Annotated in this window: 18 protein-coding genes and 1 tRNA gene; 9 read left to right on the top strand and 10 right to left on the bottom strand. The window is 62.7% G+C overall.

All coding sequences use genetic code 11. The features are described from left to right. The first annotated feature begins 110 nt into the window (after window positions 1-110). Window positions 111-419, top strand: a complete 309-nt coding sequence (locus J5J83_RS10780; protein ID WP_212348968.1) for a DUF485 domain-containing protein — start codon at window positions 111-113, stop codon at window positions 417-419. Beyond that, window positions 416-2,134: a cation acetate symporter gene (locus J5J83_RS10775; RefSeq protein ID WP_212348966.1), complete on the top strand. Its 1,719-nt coding sequence runs from the start codon at window positions 416-418 to the stop codon at window positions 2,132-2,134. Before J5J83_RS10780 ends, J5J83_RS10775 begins: the two co-directional genes overlap by 4 nt. A gap of 92 nt (window positions 2,135-2,226) precedes the next feature. Here J5J83_RS10775 and J5J83_RS10770 read toward each other — a convergent pair whose 3' ends face one another. Both J5J83_RS10770 and J5J83_RS10765 read right to left on the bottom strand, forming a co-directional pair. Further along, window positions 2,227-3,576 carry a sensor histidine kinase gene (locus J5J83_RS10770; RefSeq protein WP_249115683.1) on the bottom strand — a complete coding sequence of 450 codons (1,350 nt, stop codon included), beginning with the start codon at window positions 3,574-3,576 and terminating at the stop codon, window positions 2,227-2,229. A gap of 57 nt (window positions 3,577-3,633) precedes the next feature. Next, entirely contained in the window at window positions 3,634-4,287 is a 654-nt protein-coding gene (locus J5J83_RS10765; protein ID WP_212348962.1) for a response regulator transcription factor, read from the bottom strand. A gap of 151 nt (window positions 4,288-4,438) precedes the next feature. Here J5J83_RS10765 and J5J83_RS10760 point away from each other — a divergent pair. After that, window positions 4,439-4,514: transfer RNA gene (locus tag J5J83_RS10760), tRNA-Phe, on the top strand. A 588-nt stretch (window positions 4,515-5,102) separates the two neighbouring features. Here the strand turns inward: J5J83_RS10760 and J5J83_RS10755 are convergent. Beyond that, on the bottom strand, window positions 5,103-9,923 hold the full coding sequence (locus J5J83_RS10755) for an NAD-glutamate dehydrogenase (RefSeq protein ID WP_212348960.1): 4,821 nt from the start codon (window positions 9,921-9,923) through the stop codon (window positions 5,103-5,105). Between the two features lie 481 nt (window positions 9,924-10,404). On the opposite strand from J5J83_RS10755, the gene hemA reads away from it, so the two are divergent. The 4 genes from hemA to grxD all read left to right on the top strand — a co-directional run bounded on the left by hemA (window position 10,405) and on the right by grxD (window position 14,044). Beyond that, window positions 10,405-11,658, top strand: coding sequence for a glutamyl-tRNA reductase (gene hemA, locus J5J83_RS10750; protein WP_212348958.1), 1,254 nt, complete (start codon window positions 10,405-10,407; stop codon window positions 11,656-11,658). A 54-nt stretch (window positions 11,659-11,712) separates the two neighbouring features. Then, window positions 11,713-12,792, top strand: a complete 1,080-nt coding sequence (prfA, locus tag J5J83_RS10745; protein ID WP_212348956.1) for a peptide chain release factor 1 — start codon at window positions 11,713-11,715, stop codon at window positions 12,790-12,792. A 2-nt stretch (window positions 12,793-12,794) separates the two neighbouring features. Continuing rightward, the gene (gene prmC, locus J5J83_RS10740) at window positions 12,795-13,631 is read left to right on the top strand and encodes a peptide chain release factor N(5)-glutamine methyltransferase (protein ID WP_212348954.1); all 837 of its coding nucleotides are present in this window, start codon (window positions 12,795-12,797) and stop codon (window positions 13,629-13,631) included. Between the two features lie 86 nt (window positions 13,632-13,717). Next, complete coding sequence (grxD, locus tag J5J83_RS10735) at window positions 13,718-14,044, top strand: Grx4 family monothiol glutaredoxin (protein WP_212348952.1); 327 nt, start codon at window positions 13,718-13,720, stop codon at window positions 14,042-14,044. A gap of 41 nt (window positions 14,045-14,085) precedes the next feature. Here the strand turns inward: grxD and J5J83_RS10730 are convergent, their stop codons facing one another. The 6 genes from J5J83_RS10730 to argH form a co-directional block, all read right to left on the bottom strand. Next, the gene (locus J5J83_RS10730) at window positions 14,086-15,168 is read right to left on the bottom strand and encodes a nucleotidyltransferase family protein (RefSeq protein WP_212348950.1); all 1,083 of its coding nucleotides are present in this window, start codon (window positions 15,166-15,168) and stop codon (window positions 14,086-14,088) included. Further along, window positions 15,161-16,108, bottom strand: coding sequence for an HprK-related kinase A (locus J5J83_RS10725; protein WP_212348948.1), 948 nt, complete (start codon window positions 16,106-16,108; stop codon window positions 15,161-15,163). The genes J5J83_RS10730 and J5J83_RS10725 overlap by 8 nt, the downstream gene beginning before the upstream one ends. Next, window positions 16,074-16,331, bottom strand: a complete 258-nt coding sequence (locus J5J83_RS10720) for a hypothetical protein (protein ID WP_212348946.1) — start codon at window positions 16,329-16,331, stop codon at window positions 16,074-16,076. Before J5J83_RS10720 ends, J5J83_RS10725 begins: the two co-directional genes overlap by 35 nt. Next, window positions 16,328-16,918, bottom strand: coding sequence for a hypothetical protein (locus J5J83_RS10715; RefSeq protein WP_212348945.1), 591 nt, complete (start codon window positions 16,916-16,918; stop codon window positions 16,328-16,330). Before J5J83_RS10715 ends, J5J83_RS10720 begins: the two co-directional genes overlap by 4 nt. A 370-nt stretch (window positions 16,919-17,288) precedes the next feature. Beyond that, window positions 17,289-18,575: a serine/threonine-protein kinase gene (locus tag J5J83_RS10710; protein WP_212348943.1), complete on the bottom strand. Its 1,287-nt coding sequence runs from the start codon at window positions 18,573-18,575 to the stop codon at window positions 17,289-17,291. A gap of 5 nt (window positions 18,576-18,580) precedes the next feature. Further along, window positions 18,581-20,017: an argininosuccinate lyase gene (gene argH / locus J5J83_RS10705; RefSeq protein WP_212348941.1), complete on the bottom strand. Its 1,437-nt coding sequence runs from the start codon at window positions 20,015-20,017 to the stop codon at window positions 18,581-18,583. 101 nt (window positions 20,018-20,118) lie between these two features. Between argH and J5J83_RS10700 the strand changes: the two genes are divergently transcribed. Together J5J83_RS10700 and J5J83_RS10695 are read left to right on the top strand one after the other, a co-directional pair. Continuing rightward, window positions 20,119-21,147, top strand: coding sequence for a sensor histidine kinase (locus tag J5J83_RS10700; protein WP_212348939.1), 1,029 nt, complete (start codon window positions 20,119-20,121; stop codon window positions 21,145-21,147). After that, on the top strand, window positions 21,147-21,920 hold the full coding sequence (locus J5J83_RS10695; protein ID WP_212348937.1) for a LytTR family DNA-binding domain-containing protein: 774 nt from the start codon (window positions 21,147-21,149) through the stop codon (window positions 21,918-21,920). The genes J5J83_RS10700 and J5J83_RS10695 overlap by 1 nt, the downstream gene beginning before the upstream one ends. Here J5J83_RS10695 and ppc read toward each other — a convergent pair whose 3' ends face one another. Then, window positions 21,921-24,674, bottom strand: a complete 2,754-nt coding sequence (gene ppc, locus J5J83_RS10690) for a phosphoenolpyruvate carboxylase (protein ID WP_212348934.1) — start codon at window positions 24,672-24,674, stop codon at window positions 21,921-21,923. Window positions 24,675-24,701: the final 27 nt, after the last annotated feature.

Genomic DNA, 24,701 nt, shown 5'->3' with positions numbered 1-24,701 from the left:
ATAAAAGAATAAAAAATCTTCGCCGTAAGTTCCGCGTAAGTCTCTCCGGCTACCTTTCGCCCAGCTTGGCGCACGCCCGGCTTCATTATTGCCCGTATGGAGGGGGAGACATGGAAAACGATTCGGTGGCAAAAATCATTGCCAATCCGAAGTACCAGCGGCTCGTGAGCACGCGCTCCAGGTTCGGCTGGACACTGACCGCAATCATGATGGTGGTCTACTACGGCTATATCGCCGTTATCGCCTTTGACAAGGGTATGTTCGCTGCGCGCCTTGGCGACGGTGTCATGAGTGTCGGCATTCCGATCGGATTCGGGGTGATCGTATTCACCATCATCATCACCGGCATCTACGTACGACGTGCGAACGCCGAGTTCGACAGGCTCACCGAAGAAGTGGTCAAGGAGGCGGGCAAATGAACGGCCGACATTTGAATATTCTCGCGGGCATCGGCCTTGCGCTGCTGTCTGCAGCAGCGCTTGCTGCAGGCGGCGACCTCGGGCAGGCCGAAAAGCAGGCGACCAACTGGACGGCAATCAGCATGTTTGCCGGCTTCGTGGTCTTTACGCTGTTCATTACCAAATGGGCTGCAGCCAAGACCAAGTCGGCTGCCGACTTCTATACCGCGGGCGGTGGGATCACCGGTTTCCAGAACGGCCTTGCCATTGCCGGCGACTACATGTCGGCGGCGTCCTTTCTCGGTATTTCGGCGGCGGTGATGGCCAGTGGATACGATGGTCTGATCTATTCGATCGGTTTCCTCGTCGGGTGGCCGGTGATCACCTTCCTGATGGCCGAGCGCCTGCGCAACCTGGGTAAATTCACTTTTGCCGACGTTGCCGCCTACCGCTTCAAACAGACGCCGATCCGTGCGTTTGCCGCATCGGGCACGCTCGTCGTGGTGTCCTTCTATCTGATTGCGCAGATGGTGGGTGCCGGGCAATTGATCAAGTTGCTGTTTGGCCTCGAGTACTGGATGGCGGTGGTGATCGTCGGTGCCTTGATGATGGTCTATGTGCTGTTCGGCGGCATGACGGCGACCACCTGGGTGCAGATCATCAAGGCATGCCTGCTGCTCGCCGGTGCGTCTTTCATGGCCTTCATGGTGATGGCGCAATACGGTTTCTCGCCCGAGGCGCTGTTCGCAGCGTCGGTGAAGGTCAAGGCGACGACCGCGCTGGCGGCAGGGAAAACCGCGGAGGAGGCGGGTATCATCGGTCAGGCGATCATGGGGCCGGGCTCCTTCATCAAGGACCCGATCTCGGCGATTTCCTTCGGTATGGCGCTGATGTTCGGTACCGCCGGGCTGCCGCACATTCTGATGCGCTTCTTCACCGTGCCGGACGCAAAGGAAGCACGCAAGTCGGTGTTCTGGGCCACGACGTGGATCGGCTACTTCTACGTGCTGACCTTCATCATCGGTTTTGGTGCCATTGTGCTGGTGTCGACCAATCCGGGTTTTCTCGACGCCAAGGGCGGCCTCATCGGTGGCAACAACATGGCGGCTATCCACCTTGCAAATGCGGTCGGTGGCAACGTGTTTCTCGGCTTCATCTCCGCGGTGGCCTTCGCCACCATTCTGGCGGTGGTTGCCGGGCTGACGCTGTCGGGCGCATCAGCCGTTTCGCACGACCTCTATGCCACGGTGTTCAAGAAGGGCAATGCCGATTCCGCGTCTGAATTGCGGGTTTCGCGCATGACCACGATCGGGCTCGGGATCGTTGCGGTGGTGCTTGGTATTGCCTTCGAGAAGCAGAACATTGCCTTCATGGTGTCGCTGGCCTTTGCGATTGCGGCTTCGGCCAACTTCCCGGTACTGTTCATGTCCGTGCTGTGGAAGGATTGCACGACGCGCGGCGCGACGATCGGTGGCTTCCTCGGCTTGATCAGTGCGGTTGGACTGACCGTGGTGTCGCCGTCCGTGTGGGAAGCGACGCTTGGTAATCCCAAAGGGTCGGCGCTGTTCCCCTACACCTCGCCCGCACTGTTCTCGATGGCGATCGGTTTCATCGGCATCTGGCTGTTCTCGGTGCTCGACAGCAGTGATCGCGCCGGACAGGATCGTGCCGGCTACTTGGCGCAGAAGGTGCGTTCGGAGACGGGCATCGGCGCCGCAGGCGCATCGGGGCATTAATCGAGTATTGAATGATTGCGACGGGGTAAAAGCCGTTGCGTCCGTCTGCCGTCGGAACGCCGCGTCACGTAAGTGTCGCGGCGTTTCCGCGTTCAAGTCGGCCGTGGCAGTCTGACCTGCACCATCGTGCCTCGCCCCTGTGGCGGGCACTTGATGTCAATGGTGCCGTGATGGCCCTGCACGATCTCGCGCGCAATCGGCAACCCGAGCCCGCTTCCGCTCAGGCGGGTATCCGGGAGGCGGTAGAAGCGCTCGAATACGGCCTCGCGCCGTTCGTCGGGAATGCCTGGTCCGGTGTCGCTGATGTCGATCTCGACCGTGGCGCCATTCGCTGCACAGCGCAGGGACACTTCACCGCCTTCGGTACAGTAGCGCAAGGCATTGTCCATCAGGTTCGCCAGCAGTTCGCGCAACAGGGTGGGGTCGCCCGGCAAGGAGACCTGTTCGCGCGATATGCCCAGATCGATCGAGCGCGCATCGGCTTCGTCCAGCCAGTCTTCGACCATATCATCGATCAGTTCCGCAAGATTGACCGTCGTTGCGTTGATCATGAGTTTGGAGCCTGATTCCGCTCGCGCCAGTGTGAGCAACTGATTGGCGAGATGGGTGGTGCGGGCGACCGAGTGCCTGAGGCGGGCCAGCAGCGCCGTATCGTCGGGGCGCGCGCTCAGCAGTTCGATCTGCATCTGCAGTCCTGCCAGAGGCGTGCGCAGCTGATGTGCGGCGTCCTGCAGAAATTGGCGCTGTCCGGCGTTGGTCTCACGCAGGCGCTCGAATAGCGCGTTGAGTGCGCGAACCACTTCCCTGATCTCGACGGGGACGCTTTCGGGCTGCAACGGCGAGAGATCAGAGCCGGAGCGCTGGCCAAGCTCCAGTTCGAGCCGCTTCAGGGGGGCGAGCCCGGAAGGAATGCCGAGGCGCAATGCCAGCGCGGCGGCGGCCACCAGCATGACCGCGGCAGAGCCGAAACCGAGCAGCAGGCGTTCGAGCGCCTGGCGACGCTTGATCAGCGTTTCGCCAACGGTCACGTAGATCGCCCGGTGGTCGATTGTATGCAGCAGCCGAACACCACGGATGGGCGCGCCACGGTAGTCGCTGTCGAACATCTGCGGCTCGACGAGACTCAGCGAGGGCAGGTTCTCGACGTTGGGATATTCGTCGGTTCCGGCGAGTAGCCTGTCGTTGCCAATGGCGGGAAGGTCGGCATCTCCGCCCAGAATGCGGCCGCTGCCGGTTCGCACGCGGAAGTAGATGTCGTCAATGGTGTCGGTCCGCAGCAGGAGCTCGGCACCGCTCGAAAGTTGAAGTATCAACTGTCCATTGTCGAGGTGGACGTGATTGGCGACGCCGTGTGCGAGATTGATCAGGTTCTGATCGTAAGCAGAGGTGACGACTGTCTTGGCGATGCCGTAGCTGACGCCGCCAGCGGTAACCACGAGCATGAAGGTCGGTCCTGCAAACGTACGCAGAAGCCGGCGGTAAAGACTCGATTGCATGCTTCAGCGCTCAGGCGCGAGTTCGAGGCGGTAGCCGAAACCCCGTACCGTGCGAATCTTGAGGCCGGCATGTTCCAGCCGCGGGCGCAGTCGCGAGATGTAGACTTCTACGGCGTTGCCGCTGGCATCGGCTTGCAGCGCTTCCTTGGGCACCGTCCGGCCGTCTGCTTCGGCAAGTGCTTCGAGAAGCGTCCATTCGCGAGCAGTCAGGCTCAATGCCGCGCCATCGAGTTCGGCAAGGCGTCCATCCAGATCCAGCGACAAGGGGCCGAATACGATGCTGCGCACCGTCGAATAATGGCCGCGACGCAGCACGGCGCGCATTCGGGCCGTCAGTTCGGCAAGCTGAAACGGCTTCGGCAGGTAATCGTCAGCGCCGAGGTCGAGGCCGTAGATGCGGTCATCCAGCGCGTCGCGGGCAGTGATGATGATCACCGGGATAGGCTGCTTTCGGCTGCGGATCCGTCGCACCAGTTCATATCCGCCGAGTCCTGGCAGTCCAACGTCCACCAGGGCGAAGTCGACCGTCTGACTCTGCAGTAACGCATCGGCGCGCATGCCGTCATTTTCGTGAATGACCGTATCGCCTTGCCCGCGCAGGAATCGGCAAATACCATCGGAGAGGTCGGGGTCGTCTTCGACCAGAAGTACAATCATGATGTTCTCGCACGCGATGATGCAGACTCTAACGCAGCACGGCTGTATTCCGCTGACTTTTGGAGATAAGCATGCGGAACGGGGCGCGATGGCGCTGGAGGCGAAATACGTTGACGAGCTGAAAATCTCCGCTATAATGCGCGTCTCGTTTGGCCAGTTAGCTCAGTTGGTAGAGCAGCGGATTGAAAATCCGCGTGTCCGTGGTTCGATTCCGCGACTGGCCACCAGAATTCGACGCCCAACTGTTCTCAGTTGGGCGTTTTAATTTGTGTTTACCGCATGACACGCGAGATTCCTGCACTTTCTGCGTGTGCAACCAGGGTCCTAAGGCTTGGCGGGAACATTCCCGGTTGCCGTCCGTTCTGCCCTCTCTTCTCTCGAAATCGGCGCTAACCTCTTCGTTTTGGTACACGCACATGGCCTTTTGCGGCCATGATTTGCGCGCGTGCCATTGCCATTCGTTGTCGGCCCAAGCGCCAAGGGTGTCGAATGCCGCCGCTGGGCGCGTGCTGGCCAATGCCTGCGGAAGGTTGCTGATGGCCATCTCTGCCTTGGCGTAAGGCGTTTCATGCGTGGTCGAGCAATATGCTGGCAAGGGGGACGCGAGGGGGCGAGCGCAGGCGCGAACCCAGCGGGAACTGCTCGGCCGGGAGCGTCCCGAACGCCAGCATCCTCTTGCGTATTGAGTTCTATGGGAATCAGCACTTTCCAGTTTCACTCGTGTTGCAAAGTCCTCGGTATCGCCGGGCAACCGCACCTGGCCCGGCAAGTTGAAGCTGTGCCGGGCCAGGCGTGGGGAAACAGCACTGATGACCTTACGCCAGGTTGCGCAATTCCCTCAAGGTGACCGACAGCATTGGCATGTCGATCTGGGATGACGCCTTGACGTCCGCGAAGAGCAGGCGGCTGCGCTCGATCTGGGTGCTTCGCTGCTTCTCCCATGCGCCGAGCAGGGCGTCGACCTCGGTCACACCGGGCGACAGCCGCAGCACGTTGGCTGCGAGGTTGCGCGCCTGTGCGGAGAGATCGTCGCGCAGTGCCGTACGTGCAAGGCCCTGCCAGTGGGTGTCGGCAGGCAGGTTCGAAATCTGCTGCCCGAGCCAGTGCAGATCGAAGCGTCCCCCCAGCGCAAAATACACCGAGGCCGCCGTATGCTGGTCGCGCCCGGTTTCGGCCGCAATCTCGACGAGGTCGAGTGCGGAGTAGAGTTCGCCGAGCGTGGCAATCTGCCGTGCCAGGGCTTCGGGGACGTCCTGCTCCATGTAGCGTGAGGCGATCTGGTCGAGCTCGGTTCGGTAGTTCGGAGTCACCACGTCATACAGCGTTGCTGCGAGCTCGCCTGCGCCAGGCTTGAAACGGTCGACGACGACGCCGAGGTCACGCGTAAGCTCCGGGTGATGCAGAAACCAGAGCGTTCCGCGCAGGACGAGGCGGCTGCTGTCGATGATCATGGCGGTCTGCACTGCGTCGGCCACCTTGTTGTCCAGCGCCTCGATCTGCGCCCACAGCGGTACCAGCGAGAACACCTCGCGTGTTGCAAGATACGCCCGCACGATGTCGGGCGCGCTTGCGCCGGTTTCCTCCTGAAGGCGGCTGACAAACGTGGCGCCGACCCGGTTGATCATGCTGTTGATGACGTGGGTGGAGATGATTTCGCGCTTCAGGGGATGATGCTGTATGGGACTGGCGTAGCGTTCGCGCAATACCACCGGGAAATAGCGCATCAGCGCCTGCGAGATGAAGGGATCTTCGGGCAGGTCCGACGCGAGCACGGCGTCGTACAGTTCGATCTTGCTGTAGGCCAGCAGTACGGCAAGTTCGGGCGAGGTGAGGCCGATATGGGCCTGCTTGCGCTCGGTGATCTCCTCGTCGAACGGCAGGAACTCGAGCTTGCGGTTCAGGCGTCCGGCGTTGCCCAGCTTGCGCATGAAGCGTGCCTGCTCGTCGAGCAGCTCGATGCCACGGGCGCGGGTCACAGACAGGTTCTGGGTCTGGAAATAGTTGTCGCGCAGCACCAGCTCTGCGACCTCGTCGGTCATCTCGAGCAGCAGCTTGTTGCGCTGCTTTTCGGTCAGTTCGCCGTCGGCCATCACCGAGTTGAGTAGGATCTTGATATTGACCTCATGGTCGGAGCAATCCACCCCGCCGGAATTGTCGATGGCGTCGGTGCAGATGCGGCCGCCCTTGAGCGCGAACTCGATGCGCCCGAGCTGTGTTGCCCCCAGATTTCCGCCTTCGCCGACCACCTTGCAGCGCAGTTCATTCCCATTGACGCGGATCGCGTCGTTGGCACGGTCGCCGACGGATACGTCGGTTTCACTGCTGGCCTTGATGTAGGTACCGATGCCGCCGTTGTAGAGCAGGTCGACCGGCGCCTTCAGAATGCTGCGCATCAACTCGTTCGGCGGCATCGCTTCCGCGTCGGTGTCGAGCATCTCGCGCATCTGCGGCGACAGCGGAATCGATTTCGCACTGCGCGGCCAGATGCCACCGCCTTCCGAAATCAGCGCGGCATCGTAGTCGGCCCATGATGACCGTGGCAGCGCGAAGAGCCGGGCGCGTTCGTTCCAGCTCGCTTCCGGATCCGGATTTGGGTCGACGAAGATGTGGCGATGGTCGAAGGCGGCTAGCAGCCTGATCTTGCGCGAGAGCAACATGCCGTTGCCGAAGACGTCGCCCGACATGTCGCCGACGCCGACCACGGAGAAGGGTTCTTCCTGGGTGTCGAGACCCATCTCGCGAAAGTGGCGCTTGACCGATTCCCATGCGCCGCGGGCGGTGATGCCCATCTTCTTGTGGTCGTAGCCGACCGACCCGCCGGAGGCGAAGGCATCGCCGAGCCAGAAACCGTAGGCGTTCGCGACACCATTGGCGATATCGGAAAAAGTGGCCGTACCCTTGTCCGCGGCGACCACCAGGTAAGGGTCGTCCTCGTCATGACGGACGACGTTCTCCGGCGGTACCACCTTGCCCTGGACGAGGTTGTCGGTGAGATCGAGCAGCCCCGACAGGAAGGTCCGGTAGCAGGCAATGCCTTCGGCCTGCATGGCCTCACGACCGCCGCTCACGGGTGGGTTCTTGACCACGAATCCGCCCTTCGACCCGACCGGCACGATCACCGCATTCTTGACGATCTGTGCCTTCACCAGACCGAGAATCTCGGTGCGGAAATCCTCCATGCGGTCGGACCAGCGCAGACCGCCGCGGGCGACCTTGCCGCCGCGCAGGTGCACGCCCTCGACTCGGGGTGAATAGACGAAGATCTCGAACATCGGCCGGGGCTGCGGCAGGTTCGGAATCTTCGAGGGATCGAATTTGAAGGAAAGATAGGGCTTCGGGCGTCCATCCTTGTCGGGTTGATAGAAATTCGTCCGCAAGGTGGCCTGAATCATGGCCAGGAACTGGCGCAGGATGCGGTCTTCGTCGAGGTTCGCCACGCTGTCGAGCGTGGTGTTGATGTCTGCCACGATGGCATCGCAATGGGCCGCGCGGTTGTCTGCGCGGTTCGGGTCGAAGCGCGCACGAAACAGCGCGACCAGCTGCGCCGCGAGTTTCGGATAGTTCGCGAGCGTTTGCTCCATGTAAGTCTGGCTGAAGGTGAATGCGGCCTGCTTCATGTGTTTGGCGTAGGCCCGCAGCATGCTGATTTCGCGCCAGTCGAGCGCGGCGAGCAGCGTGAGGCGATTGAAGTCGTCGTTTTCGATCGCGCCCTGCCATGCGCGGCGGAAGGCCGCATGAAAGAGCGGCCGCAACTGTTCGAGGTCGAGCTTGTCCCCTCCGGCGAAGGTCAATCCGAAATCGTGCATCCAGACCAGCGACCCATCCTGGCGCTCGATGCGGTAGGGTTGCTCCGTCACCACCTTGACGCCGGTGCGTTCGAGCATGGGCAGGCTCAAGGACAGGGGGACGGGGGTGTCGGCGTACAGCAGCTTGAAGTGCAGATGGCCGGCCGGCGCCTCCAGCGGAACGTAGAGGTTCATGCCGAGGCCGTCGTTGGCTTCGAGGGCCTCCATCAGGTCGATGTCATGTACGGCATTGCGGGCCGCGTAGTCATCGCGGTAAGCGGAGGGGAAGGCGTTGAGGTAGCGGCGGCACAGCTGCATGCCGCGTTCCTCGCCGTGATGCTCGATCAGCGCTTGCTTGAGGCCGTCTTCCCAGCGTCGGGCAACGCTCACCAGACGTGCTTCGACCTCGCGCACGTCGTAGGGCGGAATGGTCGAATCCTTGGTGCGCACCGTGATCAATACGCGGGCCAGGGCGGATTCGGAGAAATGGACCTCGAACTCTGAGGCGGTGCCGCCGAAGGCCTCCATCAATACGTTCTGCATGCGCTTGCGCTGCTCGGTATTGTAGTTTTCGCGCGGGACGTAGATCAGGCAGGAGACAAAGCGGGCGAACGCGTCGCAGCGCACGAAAAGCCGAATGCGCTGGCGCTCGCCGAGGCGAAGGATGCCGGTTGCGGTGTTGAACAGTTCGTCGGTCGAGCTCTGGAAAAGTTCGTCGCGGGGGTATTGTTCCAGGATCGTGGCCAGCGCCTTGCCTGCGTGGCTTCCGGGCAGGAGTCCCGCCTGGGCGATCACCTTCTGCAGTTTGCGTCGCAGCAGGGGGATACGCTTCGGATTGGTGTTGTAGGCGGTGGATGTCAGCAGGCCGATGATGCGGCGTTCGCCGGTGACCCGGCCATCGGTGTTGAAGGTTTTGACACTGATGTGGTCGAGGTAGCCTTGGCGGTGTACGGTGGAGCGAGTGTTCGATTTGGTGATGGTCAGCAGGTTGGGCAGGTGGGCCTGCGCCTTGAGTTGCGGCGGCAGGGCGGCAAACGACTGTGACTGCAGGCTGTCACCGGTGTCGCGCAGCAGGCCGAGCCCCGAGCCGCTACGAACGCGCAACTCGTTTTCCGCTTCGGTACTGATGAGATCGTAGTCGCGACAGCCGAGCAGGACGAAATTGTCGTCCGCCATCCACTCCAGGAAGGCCCGCGCCTCTTCGATATTTTCCGGCGTATCCGGGGCATGGGTGGCGGCGGTTTCCGCGATGACGTCGTCCAGGCGTTGCTTCATTGCCGGCCAGTCGGCGACGGAAACCGCGACGTCGTGCAAGACGCGCTCGAGGCCGTCGCGGATGGCGTCGAGCTCTGCAGGGTTGGTACGGCGGTCGACCTCGACGTGGATGAGGGATTCGTAGTGCGCGCCTGCGGCCTCGGGCGATTCGGCCATGCCGAGCAGCACGCCGTCAGCGTCGCGGGTGACCCGCATCACTGGATGGATGATCAGGTGCAGCGTCAGCCCCTGGCGGTTGACCTCCATTCCGATCGAATCCACCAGGAAGGGCATGTCCTTGCCGACCATTTCGATGACGGTGTGGGTCGACTCCCAGCCGTGCTCGTCGATGCGCGGGTTGTAGACGCGCAAGCGCCGCCCGCCATCGTGCTTGCGCGCAAATTGCCAGTGGCTCAGCACCGCGCCATAGAGGTCGGCAACGTTGCGTTCCGCCAGGTCGTCCGCGTCGACCTGACTGTAGTACTTGCGTGCAAAGGCCTCGACTGCACCGGATTGCTCGGGGGCAAGCCGCGTCTTGATCAGCTCGACGACCCCTTCGATTTGCGCGCTGCTGCTTGCTTCGGTCGATGTGGACATTGTTTTCGTCTCCTTCTGCTGATGCGTATTCGGCAACTGCCGATACGTTGCGCGGGCGACTGGGACCAGCGGTCTGGGCGTCGCTTCTTTTGCGCGCAAGGTGTACAGGGTGGCCGATCATCCTGTCATGGCACATCCGGATAAACCCGGCCCTCGACAGTTGTGGGTGCTGATTCGGGCAGCCTACGCCAGTCCGGCCGAGGGCGGAAGCATCGACGAATGCGCTATAATCGTGGGGAAAAGCGGAATGCGACGCGCGCACGTCGCTTCGGTATGGGCCGCTTCAGATGGCGCCGCAGGGAGCCATTGTCTGCAGGCGGGTGGCGGGCAGCGCTCGAGTCCGTGCCGAGTGGGGGTGGGCGAGCCCTTCGGATGCTGGCTGTTTTCTTTCTTGGTTTCAGGAAGTGATTGATTTTGCGCAATCTTTCTCGGTTTTTCCGTCTGATATAATTCGCGCCTTCGCCTGAATACCACTGTCTGCATGCAACTCTACGCCCTCGGCCTGAACCACCACACTGCACCACTTGCCATTCGTGAGCGTGTGGCGTTTCAGCCTGAGCGGCTGGACTTCGCCCTGCAGGACTTGACCGGTGGAACGGGTGTGCGGGAAGCGGCCATCCTGTCGACCTGCAACCGTACCGAACTCTATTTCGCAGCCGAGCAGCCGCAACATGCAGCGGACTGGCTGGCGGGATTTCATCGGCTGCCGCTCAACGAGGTCGCCCCTTACCTGTATTCCCATCCGCAGCGCGACGCCGTCCGGCATGTGTTCCGGGTTGCCAGCGGGCTGGACTCGATGGTGCTGGGTGAGCCCCAGATTCTGGGCCAGGTCAAGGATGCCGTGCGTCGTGCGGAGCAGGCCGGCACCATGGGCACTCTGCTGCACAAGTTGTTCCAGAGTACTTTTGCGGTCGCCAAGGAAGTGCGCTCCACGACCGCAATCGGCGCCAATACCGTGTCGATGGCGGCGGCGGCCGTCAACCTGACCGAGCGCATCTTCGGTCAGGTTTCCGACCAGCATGTGCTGTTCATAGGAGCCGGCGAGATGATCGAGTTGTGCGCGGCCCACTTTGCTGGCGCACAGCCGAAATCGATGACGGTGGCCAATCGTACCGAAGAGCGTGCGCTCGCGGTGGCGAGCCGGTTCGGGGCGCAGACCATGCGCATCGACCGCATCGGCGACATGCTGCCGCGTTTCGATGTTGTCGTGTCCTGTACGGCGGCGCCATTGCCCATCGTCGGGCTGGGCATGGCCGAACGGGCAGTCAAGGCCAGGCGACATCGCCCGATGGTCATGGTCGATCTTGCCGTGCCGCGCGACATCGAACCCGAGGTGGCGGGGCTCGACGATGTCTTTCTGTATACGGTGGATGACCTTGCGCAGGTCGTGGATGCCGGTCTCGAATCGCGCCAGCAGGCGGTCATCGAGGCAGAGGGGATCATCGACACCCGGGTCGACGGCTTTCTGCAGTGGATGCACGTCCGTGATGCGGTGCCCGTGATTCGTGCGCTGCGACAGCACGCCGAGAGTGTGCGCGAAGCCGAAGTCGAGCGCGCCTTGCGCCTGCTCGCGCGCGGAGACGATCCGCAGCAGGTTCTCGACGCGCTGTCCCATGGTCTGACCAACAAGCTGATGCATGGTCCGACCCGGTTTCTCAATCAGGCCGAAGGCGAGCACCATGCGGAGGCCGGTCGGATCGTGCAGCAGCTTTTCAATCTACCGTCCCATCACTAGCCGTTCACCGGCCACTGCGGGAGCGTGAGCGCCCGGGTGCATCTTATCGATCCAATGAAGCAGAGCATTCGCGACAAGCTTGAACACCTTGGTGGGCGTCTGGAAGAACTCGACCGCGAGCTTTCGTCCGAAGAGTCGACGCGCAACATGAATGCGTTTCGGGATCTGTCGCGCGAACGGGCCGAAATCGAACCGGTAGTGGTGCTGTATCAGTCCTACCGCCAGGCCGAAGCGGATTGCGCCACGGCGCGGGAACTCCTTGAGGATCCGGAGATGCGCGAGCTCGGCCGAATGGAGCTCGAAGACGGTGAGGCCCGCATCGCGGAGCTGGAGGATCAATTGCAGCGTGCGCTGCTGCCGCGCGACCCCAACGACGAGCGCAACCTCTTTCTCGAGATTCGGGCGGGCACGGGAGGCGATGAGGCCGCCCTGTTTGCCGGCGACCTGCTGCGCATGTATTCGCGTTTTGCAGAGCGCCAGCGCTGGAAGGTCGAGATCGTGTCGGCCAGCGAGTCCGATCTCGGTGGCTATCGCGAAGTCATTGCCCGCGTCGTCGGCAATGGGGCCTACTCCAGGCTCAAGTTCGAGTCCGGCGGCCATCGGGTGCAGCGCATTCCGGTGACCGAGACCCAGGGCCGCATTCACACTTCCGCTTGCACGGTCGCGGTGATGCCCGAGGCGGATGAGCTCGATGCCGTAGAAATCAACCCTGCCGATCTTCGTATCGACACCTTTCGTGCTTCGGGTGCGGGCGGACAGCACATCAACAAGACTGACTCTGCGGTGCGCATTACACACGTGCCAAGCGGGCTGGTCGTCGAGTGTCAGGACGATCGTTCGCAGCATCGCAACAAGGCGCAGGCCATGGCGGTGCTGGCTGCGCGGCTCAACGACGCGCAACTGCGCGCGCGGCAGGCGTCGGAGGCGGCAACGCGCAAGAGCCTGGTTGGCAGCGGCGACCGCTCCGAGCGCATTCGCACATACAATTTCCCCCAGGGGCGGGTAACCGACCACCGCATCAATCTCACGCTCTACCGCCTCGATGCGGTAATGGAAGGAGAGCTCGACGAACTGATCGATGCCCTCACGCTCGAGCATCAGGCGGATCTGCTGGCCGCGCTGGCGGACGAATGAACATGGCTGAGACAACGGACATTGCCGGCGCACTCGGTTGGGCGAAGCAGCGTATCGACCAGATGGAGGCGAGAGTCCTGTTGCGCCACGTGCTGCAATGTCCCGCTTCGCGGCTGGTGGCATGGCCCGAGCTGGCGCTCAAGGCCGAAGACTGGGCCCAGTACCGCGAACTTGTGGAGCGCCGTGCTGCCGGTGAGCCGGTCGCCTACCTGACCGGAATGCGTGAGTTCTACGGGCGCGATTTCATGGTCACGCCGGCCGTGCTGATCCCGCGCGCGGACACCGAACTGTTGGTCGAGCTTGCGGTCGCCCATTTTGCTGGCGTGCCGCGTGCGCGTCTGCTCGACATGGGCACGGGGTCAGGGGTGCTCGCGGTGACGCTGGCGCTCGAACTCGACGCTGCCGACGTGACTGCGATCGACCGCTCGCGCGAAGCCCTGTGGGTTGCAATGGCCAACGCCGCACGGCTCGGCGCAAGCGTGTCCTTCGTGCAGAGCGACTGGTTCTCCGGATTGGGCGAAGAACGTTTCCAGCTGATCGTTGCCAATCCGCCCTATATCGCGGCCGAGGATGCGCATCTCGAGCAGGGCGACCTGCGCTTCGAACCCCGAACCGCGCTTGCGGCCGGGCCCGCCGGCCTCGACGACCTGGCCGAGATCGTCTCGCGCGCGCCGACGCATCTTGAGGCCGAGGGTTGGCTCTTCCTCGAACATGGCTTCGACCAGGCGTCGGCCGTGCGCGGCCTACTCGCGGATGCCGGCTTCGCCGCGATCGCGTCATGGAAGGATCTGGCGGGTATCGAACGGGTCTCGGGCGGGCGCTGGCTGGGGCGCGACTGAGCCGCATATTTAAGGCAATATTGACGCTTGGCCAGGCCAGGCCTAAAATTACCCGAGTATTTAACTCAACTTTTGCAGGCACCAAAATGGACATCCAGAGCGTCATCCGCGAGCAAGTCACCTCCAACCCTGTCGTGCTCTACATGAAGGGTACCGCCCAGTTCCCGCAGTGTGGTTTCTCCTCGACCGCCGTGCAGATTCTCAACGCCTGTGGCGTCACGAAAATCTATACCGTCAACGTCCTCGCCGACGAAGCGATTCGCCAGGGGATCAAGGAGTTTGCCAACTGGCCGACGATCCCGCAGCTGTACGTCAATGGTGAGTTCGTCGGCGGCTCGGACATCATGCGCGAGATGTACCAGAGCGGCGAGATGCAGCAGTTGCTGAAGGATGCCGGGGTAGTCGAGGCCTGATCATCGTTTCTGCGGCGTCGCACGGTACGCCGGCTGACCGGTCAGCCGTGCGCCTCGCTGGTGTTTCCCGCAAGGCGGGTCAGGGCCTTGCGCGAAAGGTGGTAAGTCAGCAGGTGTGGCGGCATTCTGAGCCAGTGCGAGCGCACGAATAGCAGCCACTGTGCGAAGCCGGTCGCTGCGCCGGCCGTGTCCGGGCTTTGAGCCGGCAAGGCGCGTTGATACAGGCTGTCCATCAAGGCGAGCCGCAGCAATGATGGCGAGCATGCCTTCTGCAATCGACGCGTTGCTTCGGCAGCGGCGGATACGTTGAAGATGCGCTGGTTGTAGCGCAGCGCCAGATACACGGGCCACGCCAGATCGAGCTCGATGGCACGCTCGGCAAAACAGGCCTCGTCCAGCCCGCGTTCGATGGCGGCGCCCAGCAGCACATGAAAGTCGTGCAGGTCGCGCAGGCCTTTTTCGAACTCTCCCTCATGAAACAGATGTGTTGCGCAATGGATGAGCGAGTCGGATTCGCTCAGTACATACGCATTGAAAAGCCCGTCGATCGGCCTTGCATCGCGGAATAGCTTGGCCGCGTCCACTCGCGCGCGCGAAGTCGGGGGCAGTATGGTGTGGTGCACATCAAGCACGACGCCGCGTGTTCGATGAATCATGGCTGGCAGCTCATGCATCCACTGACGGTAGTAGCGTTGATCGTACGCGGAGTGGTGGGCGTTGCTCCAGCCGCCGAGTTTCAGCATGAGTTCGACATCTTCGAGCCTGGCACGGGGCACCATGATGTCGATGTCGCCCAGCAGCCGCCCCTGGCTCGCGGGATGATTCGACAGTACGTAGGCACTTCCCTTCAGGAAGATGACAGGACTGTCCGATCTGGAAAGCGCGTGGACAATCTCGTTGGCCTCGATGCGCACCGCTTCATGCTGGGCGTCGGCGAGGGCCTCGTGAGCGAGAAGGAAATCTGCAATCTGTTCTGGAAGCCCGGATGCCAGTCCATGGCTTCTGATCAGCCAGGCAAGGCGAGCAAGCAGTTGTCCGGCGCGCGCAGCCGAGATGAGATGGTCCCATTCGGCAAGGCTCAACTGGAGGCTGAGCGACGGTTGCAGCAGAATCTTCTCAAGCATGCTGCTGCCTGTCCGCTTGAACGATGGTGTCGAGTTGATGGATCGCTTCGTCGAGGTCCGAGTACGCGAGGTCGGACGCCTGGCAGGTCAGAAAGAGGCGATCGAGCACACCGAAATGCTTGCGCGGAAGTTCGGTGAAATTGACGACGTGTTCGGCCAGCCTGGCCAGGGCGCGTGCCCTGGGGATGCGCTCGATGCTCAGGGACGTATCCGCGGCATATCTTGGAAACACTACGCAACTTGCAGACGCGGTGGCTTTCATCGACTGCACGCTGTCTTCAGGTGGGCGGAACAGCGACACCGTGCCCTTGCTTGTGTCAAGGACGGGCGGCGAATGCCAGGCTTCCGGCCAGCGGGCGCCAATGATGTCGATTGAGGCGTTCTTTAGGCTGATGGGGCGCGGAATCGGGTGAATCCGCAAGGTGACGGGGTGTATCAGCGCAAACTCGTCCGATAGCAGTCGCCAGCCGTGGGCCACCAGTGCAGCGCACAGCGTGCTCTTTCCCGCCCCGGGGTTACCCGGCAAGATGATGGCACGATCGTTCAGGGCTACGACGGCGGCGTGGATGACGAGGAAATTCGGCGCTTGCGTGGCGATGGTCCAGTTCAGGCCCCATTCGATCAACGGCAATGCATGCGCCTCGGGCAGCGGCACGAACGGCTCGCGCCCTTCGCTGATAAAGCGCGCTTGCGGTTTGAACAGGCCGGCGGGCCATGCCCTGCAACCCACCTTCACGTCCAGATGGGCAAAACCTTCGACTGTGCTCGCCGGGAAAGCCTGGTACAGATTGACGAACTGCTGCGCGACCTGCCGGTTGCTCAGTCTGACCCTTGCAAGCAGGGGGCCGAGATCGATGATCAGGCCGCGGCCGAAAAGTGCGCCGATACTTCTTTCCGCTGCGGAATTACCGAGTTTTTCGAACTGTGTCGGCGTGTTCAATGAAGCCGGCCTCGTCTAACGCTTCATAAAGCAGCTGGCTTGGCGCATCGGCACTGTCCTGCATGCATCGGTATTCCGAATCGTCGACAACGACGATTTTGCCGGTGCCGAGATCGAGCAGCGCCCGCTCTCCGTCATGAACGGAAGATGAGACGACAGATTGCTTCAAGGTAGGGATGATCTCACCGCACCACTTTCGTGGTGACAATGGGGCAGCGATCAAGGCGTCTCGTAGGTTGTTTCAAGATAGGTCTTGATTTCATTCGGGTCGAAGCCCGGTGTGCCGATCTTGGAGAACAGCACCGTCAGATCCAGCACGGTCATCGGGTAACCCGGCATGAAGCGCGCATTGAAATAGGCCGCACAGAACGCACGATCGACATTGACGCCGCTGCCGAAGTTCGAACCCTCGTGGTTCAGGATGTAGCCGAAGGTCTGGCTGCTGCCACCCGTAAAGACCGAGCGGAACTGCGAGTTGAAGATGGCCTTGACGGCATCACAAGAACCCGCGAAATTGTTGTTCAGCGCAGTCGAACATGCTCCGTTCGATTTTACCGAATTTCCCCAGAAACCTGGCGATCTGCCGAGGGTGCACGTCTGGGTGTCCGGCCTGCCCGGGCTGCCGCCGTTGAGCTTGCCCGACATCCAGTTCGAGTATTTTTTGCAACTGATCGAGGCCAGCGCACTTCCCGAAGACAGGGACGTCATGATGATGCCGGCGCCCGCCGCGCGCTTGAGCGCAGCGCGACGGCTCAGGCCGCCGCCCTGTTCGGGCGAGTCGCTAGAGTGCAGTTCAGGTTCGTTGTTCATTACAAGCTCCGGGTTTTCTGCAGCGCTTGGCACATTCTAACAGCCTGGTTCGAGCGTCGTTTGCGCCAAATTGCACATTTTCATATAAGTAAGCAAGTAAGGTGCCCATCTGCCCGACGGCTGCCCGGGCAAACATGGAGCAGTACTTCGTCAGTGACTGGCATTGCCGGGACTCATGCTCAAACCCATGTATTGCATGGACTTTGCCCGAGTGATCGGCCGCTACCGTCGGTCCGCGCTCCGCATCGCCACGACAGGTTTGTCCGAGGCCGCGATGTTTGCGTTCGGGGCTTGCGGTCATCAGTGTAAAAAAAACCGACAGGCAAATGGCGATTGCACCACCCGTTCGCGGGTGCGCTTAACTGCGGGTTCAAAGGTTCGCAATTCTTGCGCTCATCAGCGACAGGCGCGTCGATAGCACTTCGAGAAATGCCTTGTAGAAATGCATGCGGCAGGTGTCCGAGGCGCGCTGCAGCGCACGCGAGCGGATCGTGATCACGTCGACCTCGGTGGTGGCCTCGATCGAGGCTGAACGGATGCCGCCGCCGGCGGAAAAGAGCGCCATTTCACCGAAGCACTCGCCGGCGCTGAGCACGTTGAGCAGCTTGCCGCGCTTCTTCACCCGTGCTTCACCGTCGGCAAGGAAGCAGAAGTAGTCGCCGGCCTCGCCTTCCTTCATGATCATGGTGCCCGGTTGCAGGTGGGTCCACTGTGCGAACCCGATGATCTCCCACAGTTCGGCATCGGCAAACTCGCGGAAAAAGGTGATGCTGCGCAGGGTCTGGAATTTCTCCGCTTCGGGCGGGGTCTTGCGGTCGAGGGCGATCGCGCGATTGCGAAAGGCGAGCGCGAGATCGTGTGAAAACTCGGCCCAGCTCTGGTAGCGGCGATCGAGTTCGCGCTCCATGGCGCGGCGCACGATGGCGTCGAGCGCGTCGGGAATGTCTGGGCGCAACTCGATCGGCGCCGGTGGAACATCGTTGGCGATGCGGTAGATGAGGCTGTAGTTGTTCTCGCACTCAAATGGCAAACGACCCGTGAGCAACTGATACATCACCACGCCCAGCGAATAGATGTCGGTGCGGTGATCCAGCGGCATCTCGCGCACCTGTTGTGGCGACATGTATGCGGGCGACCCGATGCCGGCGATCTGAGTCGTTTCGCTCGCCTTCTGCAACGCTGCGCCAAAGTCCGAAATGCGGATGTCGCTGCTGTCGGCGCGGTACAGCAGGATATTGGCCGGCTTGATGTCGCGATGCGTGACGCCCTGATGGAAGGCGTAATCGAGCGCCCGACTGCACTTGAAGATGATTTCGATGACGCGCTCTATGGGCGGCAGCCGGTCGGGGCGGACGAGCGCCTCGAGCGTGCCGCCGGGAACGTATTCCATGACGACGTAGGCGTCGTTGTCGTCGATCACCGCATCATAGATCTGTGCGATGTGGGGATGAGTCAGTTTGCCGGCGAGCGCGGCTTCGTTGAGCATGAGCTGGCGATACAGCCGGCCACGCTGGCGGTCGCTGACAAGCTCTGGATAGAGTCGCTTGAGCGCGACCTCGCGCTGGTGAAACGCGTCCCAGGCCAGATAGACGGCGCTGGTCGCACCCTCCCCCAGAAGGCTGCGAATCTCGTATTTTCCGATCCGCTCAGCCACCATCGACGTCAGCCCAATGCCTCTCGCGCACGCGCGATCGCTGCCCGGACCTGGTCGGGGGCCGTCCCCCCGACATGATTGCGTGAGGCAAGCGAGCCCTCGACCGTGAGCACGGCAGAGATCCCCGCCTCGACGCGCTCGGCTGCGCCCGGCACATCGGCCATGGCGGCGCGAAGTTCGTCGAGCGTGAACTGGGGCAGATCGCAGCCACGCACTTCTGCGGCACGAACCGCCAGCGCGACGGCCTCGTGCGCATCACGGAAGGGCAGGCCTTGCTTGACGAGATAGTCGGCCAGATCCGTCGCGGTGGCATACCCCTGCGACAGCGCGCCGCGCATGTTGTCAGCCTTCACCTTGATACCGGTGATCATGTCGGCATAGATGCGCAGCGTGTCGATGACTGTGTCGGCGGTATCGAACAGCGGCTCCTTGTCTTCCTGATTGTCCTTGTTGTAGGCCAGCGGCTGGCCTTTCATCAGGGTCAGCAGCGCAATCAGGTTACCATTGGTGCGGCCGGTCTTGCCGCGCACGAGTTCGGGCACGTCCGGGTTTTTCTTTTGCGGCATGATGCTCGAGCCGGTACAGAAGCGGTCGGCTAGGTCGATGAAACCGACGCGTGGGCTCATCCACAGGATGAGTTCCTCGGACAGGCGTGAAAGGTGAGTCATCAACAGCGCGGCGGCAGCGCAGAATTCGATGGCGAAGTCGCGGTCGCTGACCGCGTCCAGCGAGTTGTAGCAGACCTCGTCGAAGCCGAGCTCGGCGGCGACGAATTCACGGTCGATCGGATAGCTGGTACCGGCCAGCGCGGCCGAGCCGAGCGGCAGCCGGTTGACGCGCTTGCGGCAATCGGCAAAGCGTTCGGCATCGCGCCGGCTCATTTCGTAGTAAGCCATCAGGTGATGGCCGAATGTGACCGGTTGCGCCACCTGAAGATGGGTAAAGCCCGGCATCGGTGTGGCGGCGTGTTGCTCGGCGATGTCGAGCAGGTTGCGCTGGAAGGTCGCGATCAGGTGCAGCGTCTGGTCGATGGCGTCGCGCAGCCACAGGCGGATGTCGGTGGCGACCTGATCATTGCGGCTGCGGCCAGTGTGCAGGCGTTTGCCCGCATCGCCAACGAGCGCGGTCAGGCGCTTTTCGATATTGAGGTGAACGTCTTCATCGTCCAGATTCCACGCGAATTCCCCACTTTCGATCTCGCCCGCAATCTGGTGCATGCCGCGCTCGATGTCGGCAAGGTCGTTGGCGCCGATGATGCCCTGGCGGGCGAGCATTTTCGCGTGTGCCAGCGATCCGCGTATGTCCTGCGTGGCCATGCGCTGGTCGAAGAATACCGACGCGGTGTAGCGTTTCACCAGGTCGGAGACGGGCTCGGAGAAGCGGCCGGACCAGGCTTTGGCGGGCTGGTTGGAGTCTGGCGTCGGGGACGGGGTGTGATCTGTCATAATGTCCGTGCTGAGAGAAACGGTCGCCACATAGGCGTGTTGGCGTGTTCTGAGTTGAATTGTGAGATCTTTCTGGGCGGACTTCTAAGACCGCTCGAGCAATGGAAAGTATAAAGCAAAAGCCCGATCAGCCCGTTCTTCCCGCCCTGCCGGATTTCCGTAATCTGGGGGTGATGCTGCGCGTCCTGGTGGTGGTGAATCTGCTTGCGGTGCTGACAGTGCTGGTGCGTGTGGATGATCCTGGGCTGATCGCGCCAGCGCTGGTCCTGATGGCCGGACGAGTCGAACTGCCGCTGTTTGTCTCCTTGCTCCTGCTTTACGCATTGTCGCCGCGGCTGCAATCGATGCGCTCGCTGCCGGCGACGGCGGCCGCATGCGGAATCGTCGTCGTCGCCGTGTTCGGCACCTGGCCGTTTCTGCTGCGGAGCGAAAACGGCAGCCTGTTGCGCTGGCTGGCTTGGGCATTGGGTGCGGCCGGTGTGTGCCTGATGTATTTCGACTATCGCAGCAGGCGGTACTCGCCCGCGCTGACCGAGGCGCGATTGCTGGCCCTGACCGCGCGCATTCGTCCCCACTTCCTGTTCAATACGCTCAACGGGGTGCTCGGCGTGATCCGTTCGGATCCGCGGCGCGCAGAGCGCGGGCTGGAGGAGTTGGCCGATCTGTTTCGCGTGTTCATGCGTGACAATCGCGAACTGGTGCCGCTAGGCGACGAGATCGCGTTGTGCGAGCGCTACCTCGAGCTCGAGAAGCTTCGTCTTGGCGAGCGCCTGCAGGTGCGTTGGGAGGTCGGTCCCGCACCGGCCGACGGGGGCGCCCTGTGCAAGGCCCTGGTGCCGCCGCTGTTGCTGCAGCCCTTGCTCGAGAATGCCGTCTATCACGGGGTCGAGCCTGCACTCGAGGCGGGCGAGGTGGTCGTGCGGATCGGGCGGCGTGGGGGCGAGTTGTGGCTCGAAGTGGAAAACGAATCGCACAATCCCAGCGCCCATCGTGCTGGCAACCATATGGCCGTCGACAACATTCGCGAGCGCCTGATGCTGTTCTACGACCTCGAGGCCAGTCTTGAGAGCGACGGCAGCAACGGGCGTTACCGTGTCCGCGTGCGCCTGCCGTTCAGGAAGGAGGCGTGATGCACGTGTCGCCGTTACGCATCCTGATCGTCGACGATGAAGCGCCGGCCCGGGCGCGCCTGCGCGATGTGCTGGGCGATATCGCTGCAACGCATCCGGCCCGGATCGTGGGCATGGCGGCAAATGGTGTAGAGGCGCTGCGTCTGCTCGAAGAGGTCGAGGCCGACGTAGTGCTGGCCGATGTCCGCATGCCGGCCATGGACGGCGTCGAACTGGCGCGTCATCTGGCGCGCCTGCAACCGCCCCCGGCAGTGATCTTCACTACGGCCTACGACGAATATGCGCTGCAAGCGTTCGACGTGGCGGCGATCGACTACCTGCTCAAGCCGGTGCGGGCCGAGCGCCTGGCGACGGCGCTGGAAAAGGTCAGGCGTGCGATGCCTTCGGACGACGTACTTTCAGGCCTGGCGCCGGGTGAGCGCCAGCATTTCAGCATCAGTGAGCGCGGGCGTATCGTGTTGCTGTCGGTGGCGGATGTCGTCTATCTGCGCGCCGAGCAGAAATACGTCACTGCGCGCGCGCATGGCCGCGACTACCTGCTGGATGAAACCCTGGTGCAGATTGAACAGGAGTTTCCCGGACGCTTCGTGCGCATCCACCGCAATTGTCTCGTTGCCCGCGCGGCCATCGGTGGCGCGCAGCGAGTCGGTGAGGGTGAGGGCGATGCGCATTGGGAGATCCTGCTGCGGGACAATGCCGAGCGCCTGCCGGTCAGCCGCCGGCAATGGCCGGTCGTCAGGCAGGCGCTCGGGTTGCAGGCATCTCCCGGCTAATTAGCCGCTGTTGCGCAGCCCCGCCGCCACACCATTGATCGAGATGTGAATGCCCAGGCGCAGGCGTTCGTCGCCATCCTGTTCGCGATGGCGACGCAGCAGCTCGACCTGGACGTGATTGAGCGGGTCGAGATACGGAAAGCGATTGCGGATCGAGCGTTTGAGTAAGGGGTTGGCGGCCAGCAGTTCGTCCTGGCCGGTGATCGCCAGCAGGACCTCGATGGTGTCCTTCCACTCCGCGCGAATGCGGTCGAAGATGCTGGTGCGCAGCGTGGCGTCCTTGACCAGCGCGGCGTAGCGCGAGGCGATGGCGAGATCGGTCTTGGCCAGCACCATGTCCATGTTGGAAAGCAGCGTGGAGAAGAATGACCAGTCGCGGTACATCGCCTGCAGGTGCGCCATGCCCTTGTCGGGATGGGCGGCGAGCCACGTCTTCACCGCGGATCCGAAGCCGAACCAGCCCGGCAGCATCAGCCTGCATTGCGACCACGAGAACACCCAGGGAATGGCGCGCAGATCCTCGATGCGGGTGCCCTTCTTGCGCGAGGCCGGGCGCGAACCGATGTTCAGGCCGGCAATCTCCGAGATCACCGTCGACTCCCAGAAATACTGTTCAAACCCGGGTGTTTCGTACACCAGTCCGCGATATGTCCGGAAAGCGGTGTCGGACAGTGACTGCATGGTCTCCAGATAGGATGTCGGGGTCGCATCGGCGCCGGACGGGCGCAGGCTGCTTTCGATCGTGGCGGCCACGAGGACCTCGAGATTGCGGCGGCCCACTTCGGGGTGTCCATACTTGGCGGCGATGACTTCGCCCTGCTCGGTGAGGCGGATCTGCCCTTGGACCGCGCCTTCGGGCTGCGCCAGGATGGCCTGGTAGCTGGGACCGCCACCGCGACCGACGGAGCCGCCGCGGCCGTGGAACAGGCGCAGACGCACGCCGTGGCGGGCGAAGGTGTCGATCAGTTCGCCTTCGGCCTTGTACAGTGACCAGCCCGAGGTCAGGAAGCCGCCATCCTTGTTGCTGTCCGAGTAGCCCAGCATCACCTCCTGGGTGTCGCCGCGGGATTCGGTCAGCAACATCCTGTAGAGGGGGATGGAGAACATGCGCTCCATGATGTCCGCTGCGTTTTCGAGGTCGTCGATGGTCTCGAAAAGGGGCACGATATTGACGTCAAGTGCATTCTCGAGCGGCCGCAGCAGGCCCGCTTCCTTCAGCAGTACTGCCAGTTCGAGCAGGTCCGACACACTGTCGGTCTTGGAAATGATGCAGTTGTGGATGGCGGCCTTGCCATATCGCAGGTGCGCTGCGCGGGCCGCGCGAAAGATGGCGAGTTCCGATTCGGAGTCGTCGGAATAGCGCACATGTGGCGAGGCCAGGGGTCTTGCCGTCGCCAGTTCCTCAAGCAGGATGGCGCAGCGCCGGTCTTCGTCCTGCTCGAGGTAGGCCGTGCCCGGGCGCGCGACCTCGAGTAGTTCGGCAATGACTTTCTCATGCACGTCCGAATTCTGGCGCAGGTCGATCGGTGCCAGGTGAAAGCCGAATACGCGCACGGCGCGGCGCAGATGGCGGAGGCGCCCGCGTGTCAGCGCCGCACTGCCATTGGCCTGCAGCGAGCGGTGCAGGATGTCGAGATCCGCGAGCAATGCCTCGACGTTCGGATAGGGCGGCGCGTCGGCCACCGCGTGGCGGATCGGGTCGGTGCCGAGCAGCGCACGGTGAGTGGACGAGAGACGGGCATAGACGCCCGAAATGGCGCGCCGATAGGGTTCGTCGCTGCGATGGGGCGAGTTGTCCGGCGAACGATCGGCCAAGGCGAGGAGGGCATCCGAGGCGCTGACCAGGCCGAGCGCCAGCGACAGTTGCGAGCCGAGCGTGTGCAACTCGTCGAGGTAGTAGCCCAGCGCTGCCGCGGCCTGCATGGTCAGCGCCTGTTCGAGCACGGTGGCGGTGACGAAGGGGTTGCCGTCGCGATCACCGCCGATCCAGCTGCCCACCTGCAGGAAGGGCGGGATCTCGGCTGCAGCACAGGCCGGGTCGGCCTTGGACAGGCGATCCTCGATGCTGGCGTACAGGCGCGGCAATGCGCTCAGGAAGGTGCTTTCGAAGTAGGATACGCCATTGCTGACTTCGTCGATCACCGACAGGCGGGCGGGGCGGAGCATGCGTGTCTGCCACAAGGTGAGGACGGCGCGGCGCAGGGCGTCGAGATTGTGGTCGGCCTCTTCCGGCGTGAGCTGCATGCGGTCGCGTTCGTCGAGCAGGCGGGCGATGACGGTCTGGCAGTTGAGAATGCTCTTGCGCTGCACTTCGGTCGGATGCGCGGTCAGCACCGGAGACACCAGTGCGGTGTCGAAGAAGGCCAGGAGCGATGCCGGGGTCTCCCCGCCGCCCGCCAGCGTGCGGCCGATGGCATATTCGAGGCTGCCCTCGCGCGGCTCCGATCCCGCCAGCAGATGCGCCCTGCTGCGGCGAATATGATGCTGGTCCTCGGCAATGTTGGCGAGGTGAGAAAAGTAGCTGAACGCCCGCACGACCTGGATCGTCTGCTCGCGCGACAGCGCATCGAGAATGCCCTCGAGTTCGCGTCTCGCGGCAAGATCGTCGTCGCGGCGAAAGCGCACCGATGTCTGGCGGACGCGTTCGATGAGCTCGAAGCTCGATTCGCCGTGCTGATCCCGCACCGTGTCGCCGAGCAGGCGGCCGAGCAGGCGGATGTCTTCGCGCAGGGGCGCGTCCTTGTCTTGTGTCATGAGCGGTCAGGGTCGAAGGGAGGGTTG

The organism is Azoarcus sp. L1K30 (assembly GCF_018122735.1).
Classification (GTDB): Bacteria; Pseudomonadota; Gammaproteobacteria; order Burkholderiales; family Rhodocyclaceae; genus Parazoarcus.
Note: the sequence above shows the minus strand (reverse complement) of the source record. Positions and strands in the feature narration are given on the sequence as shown.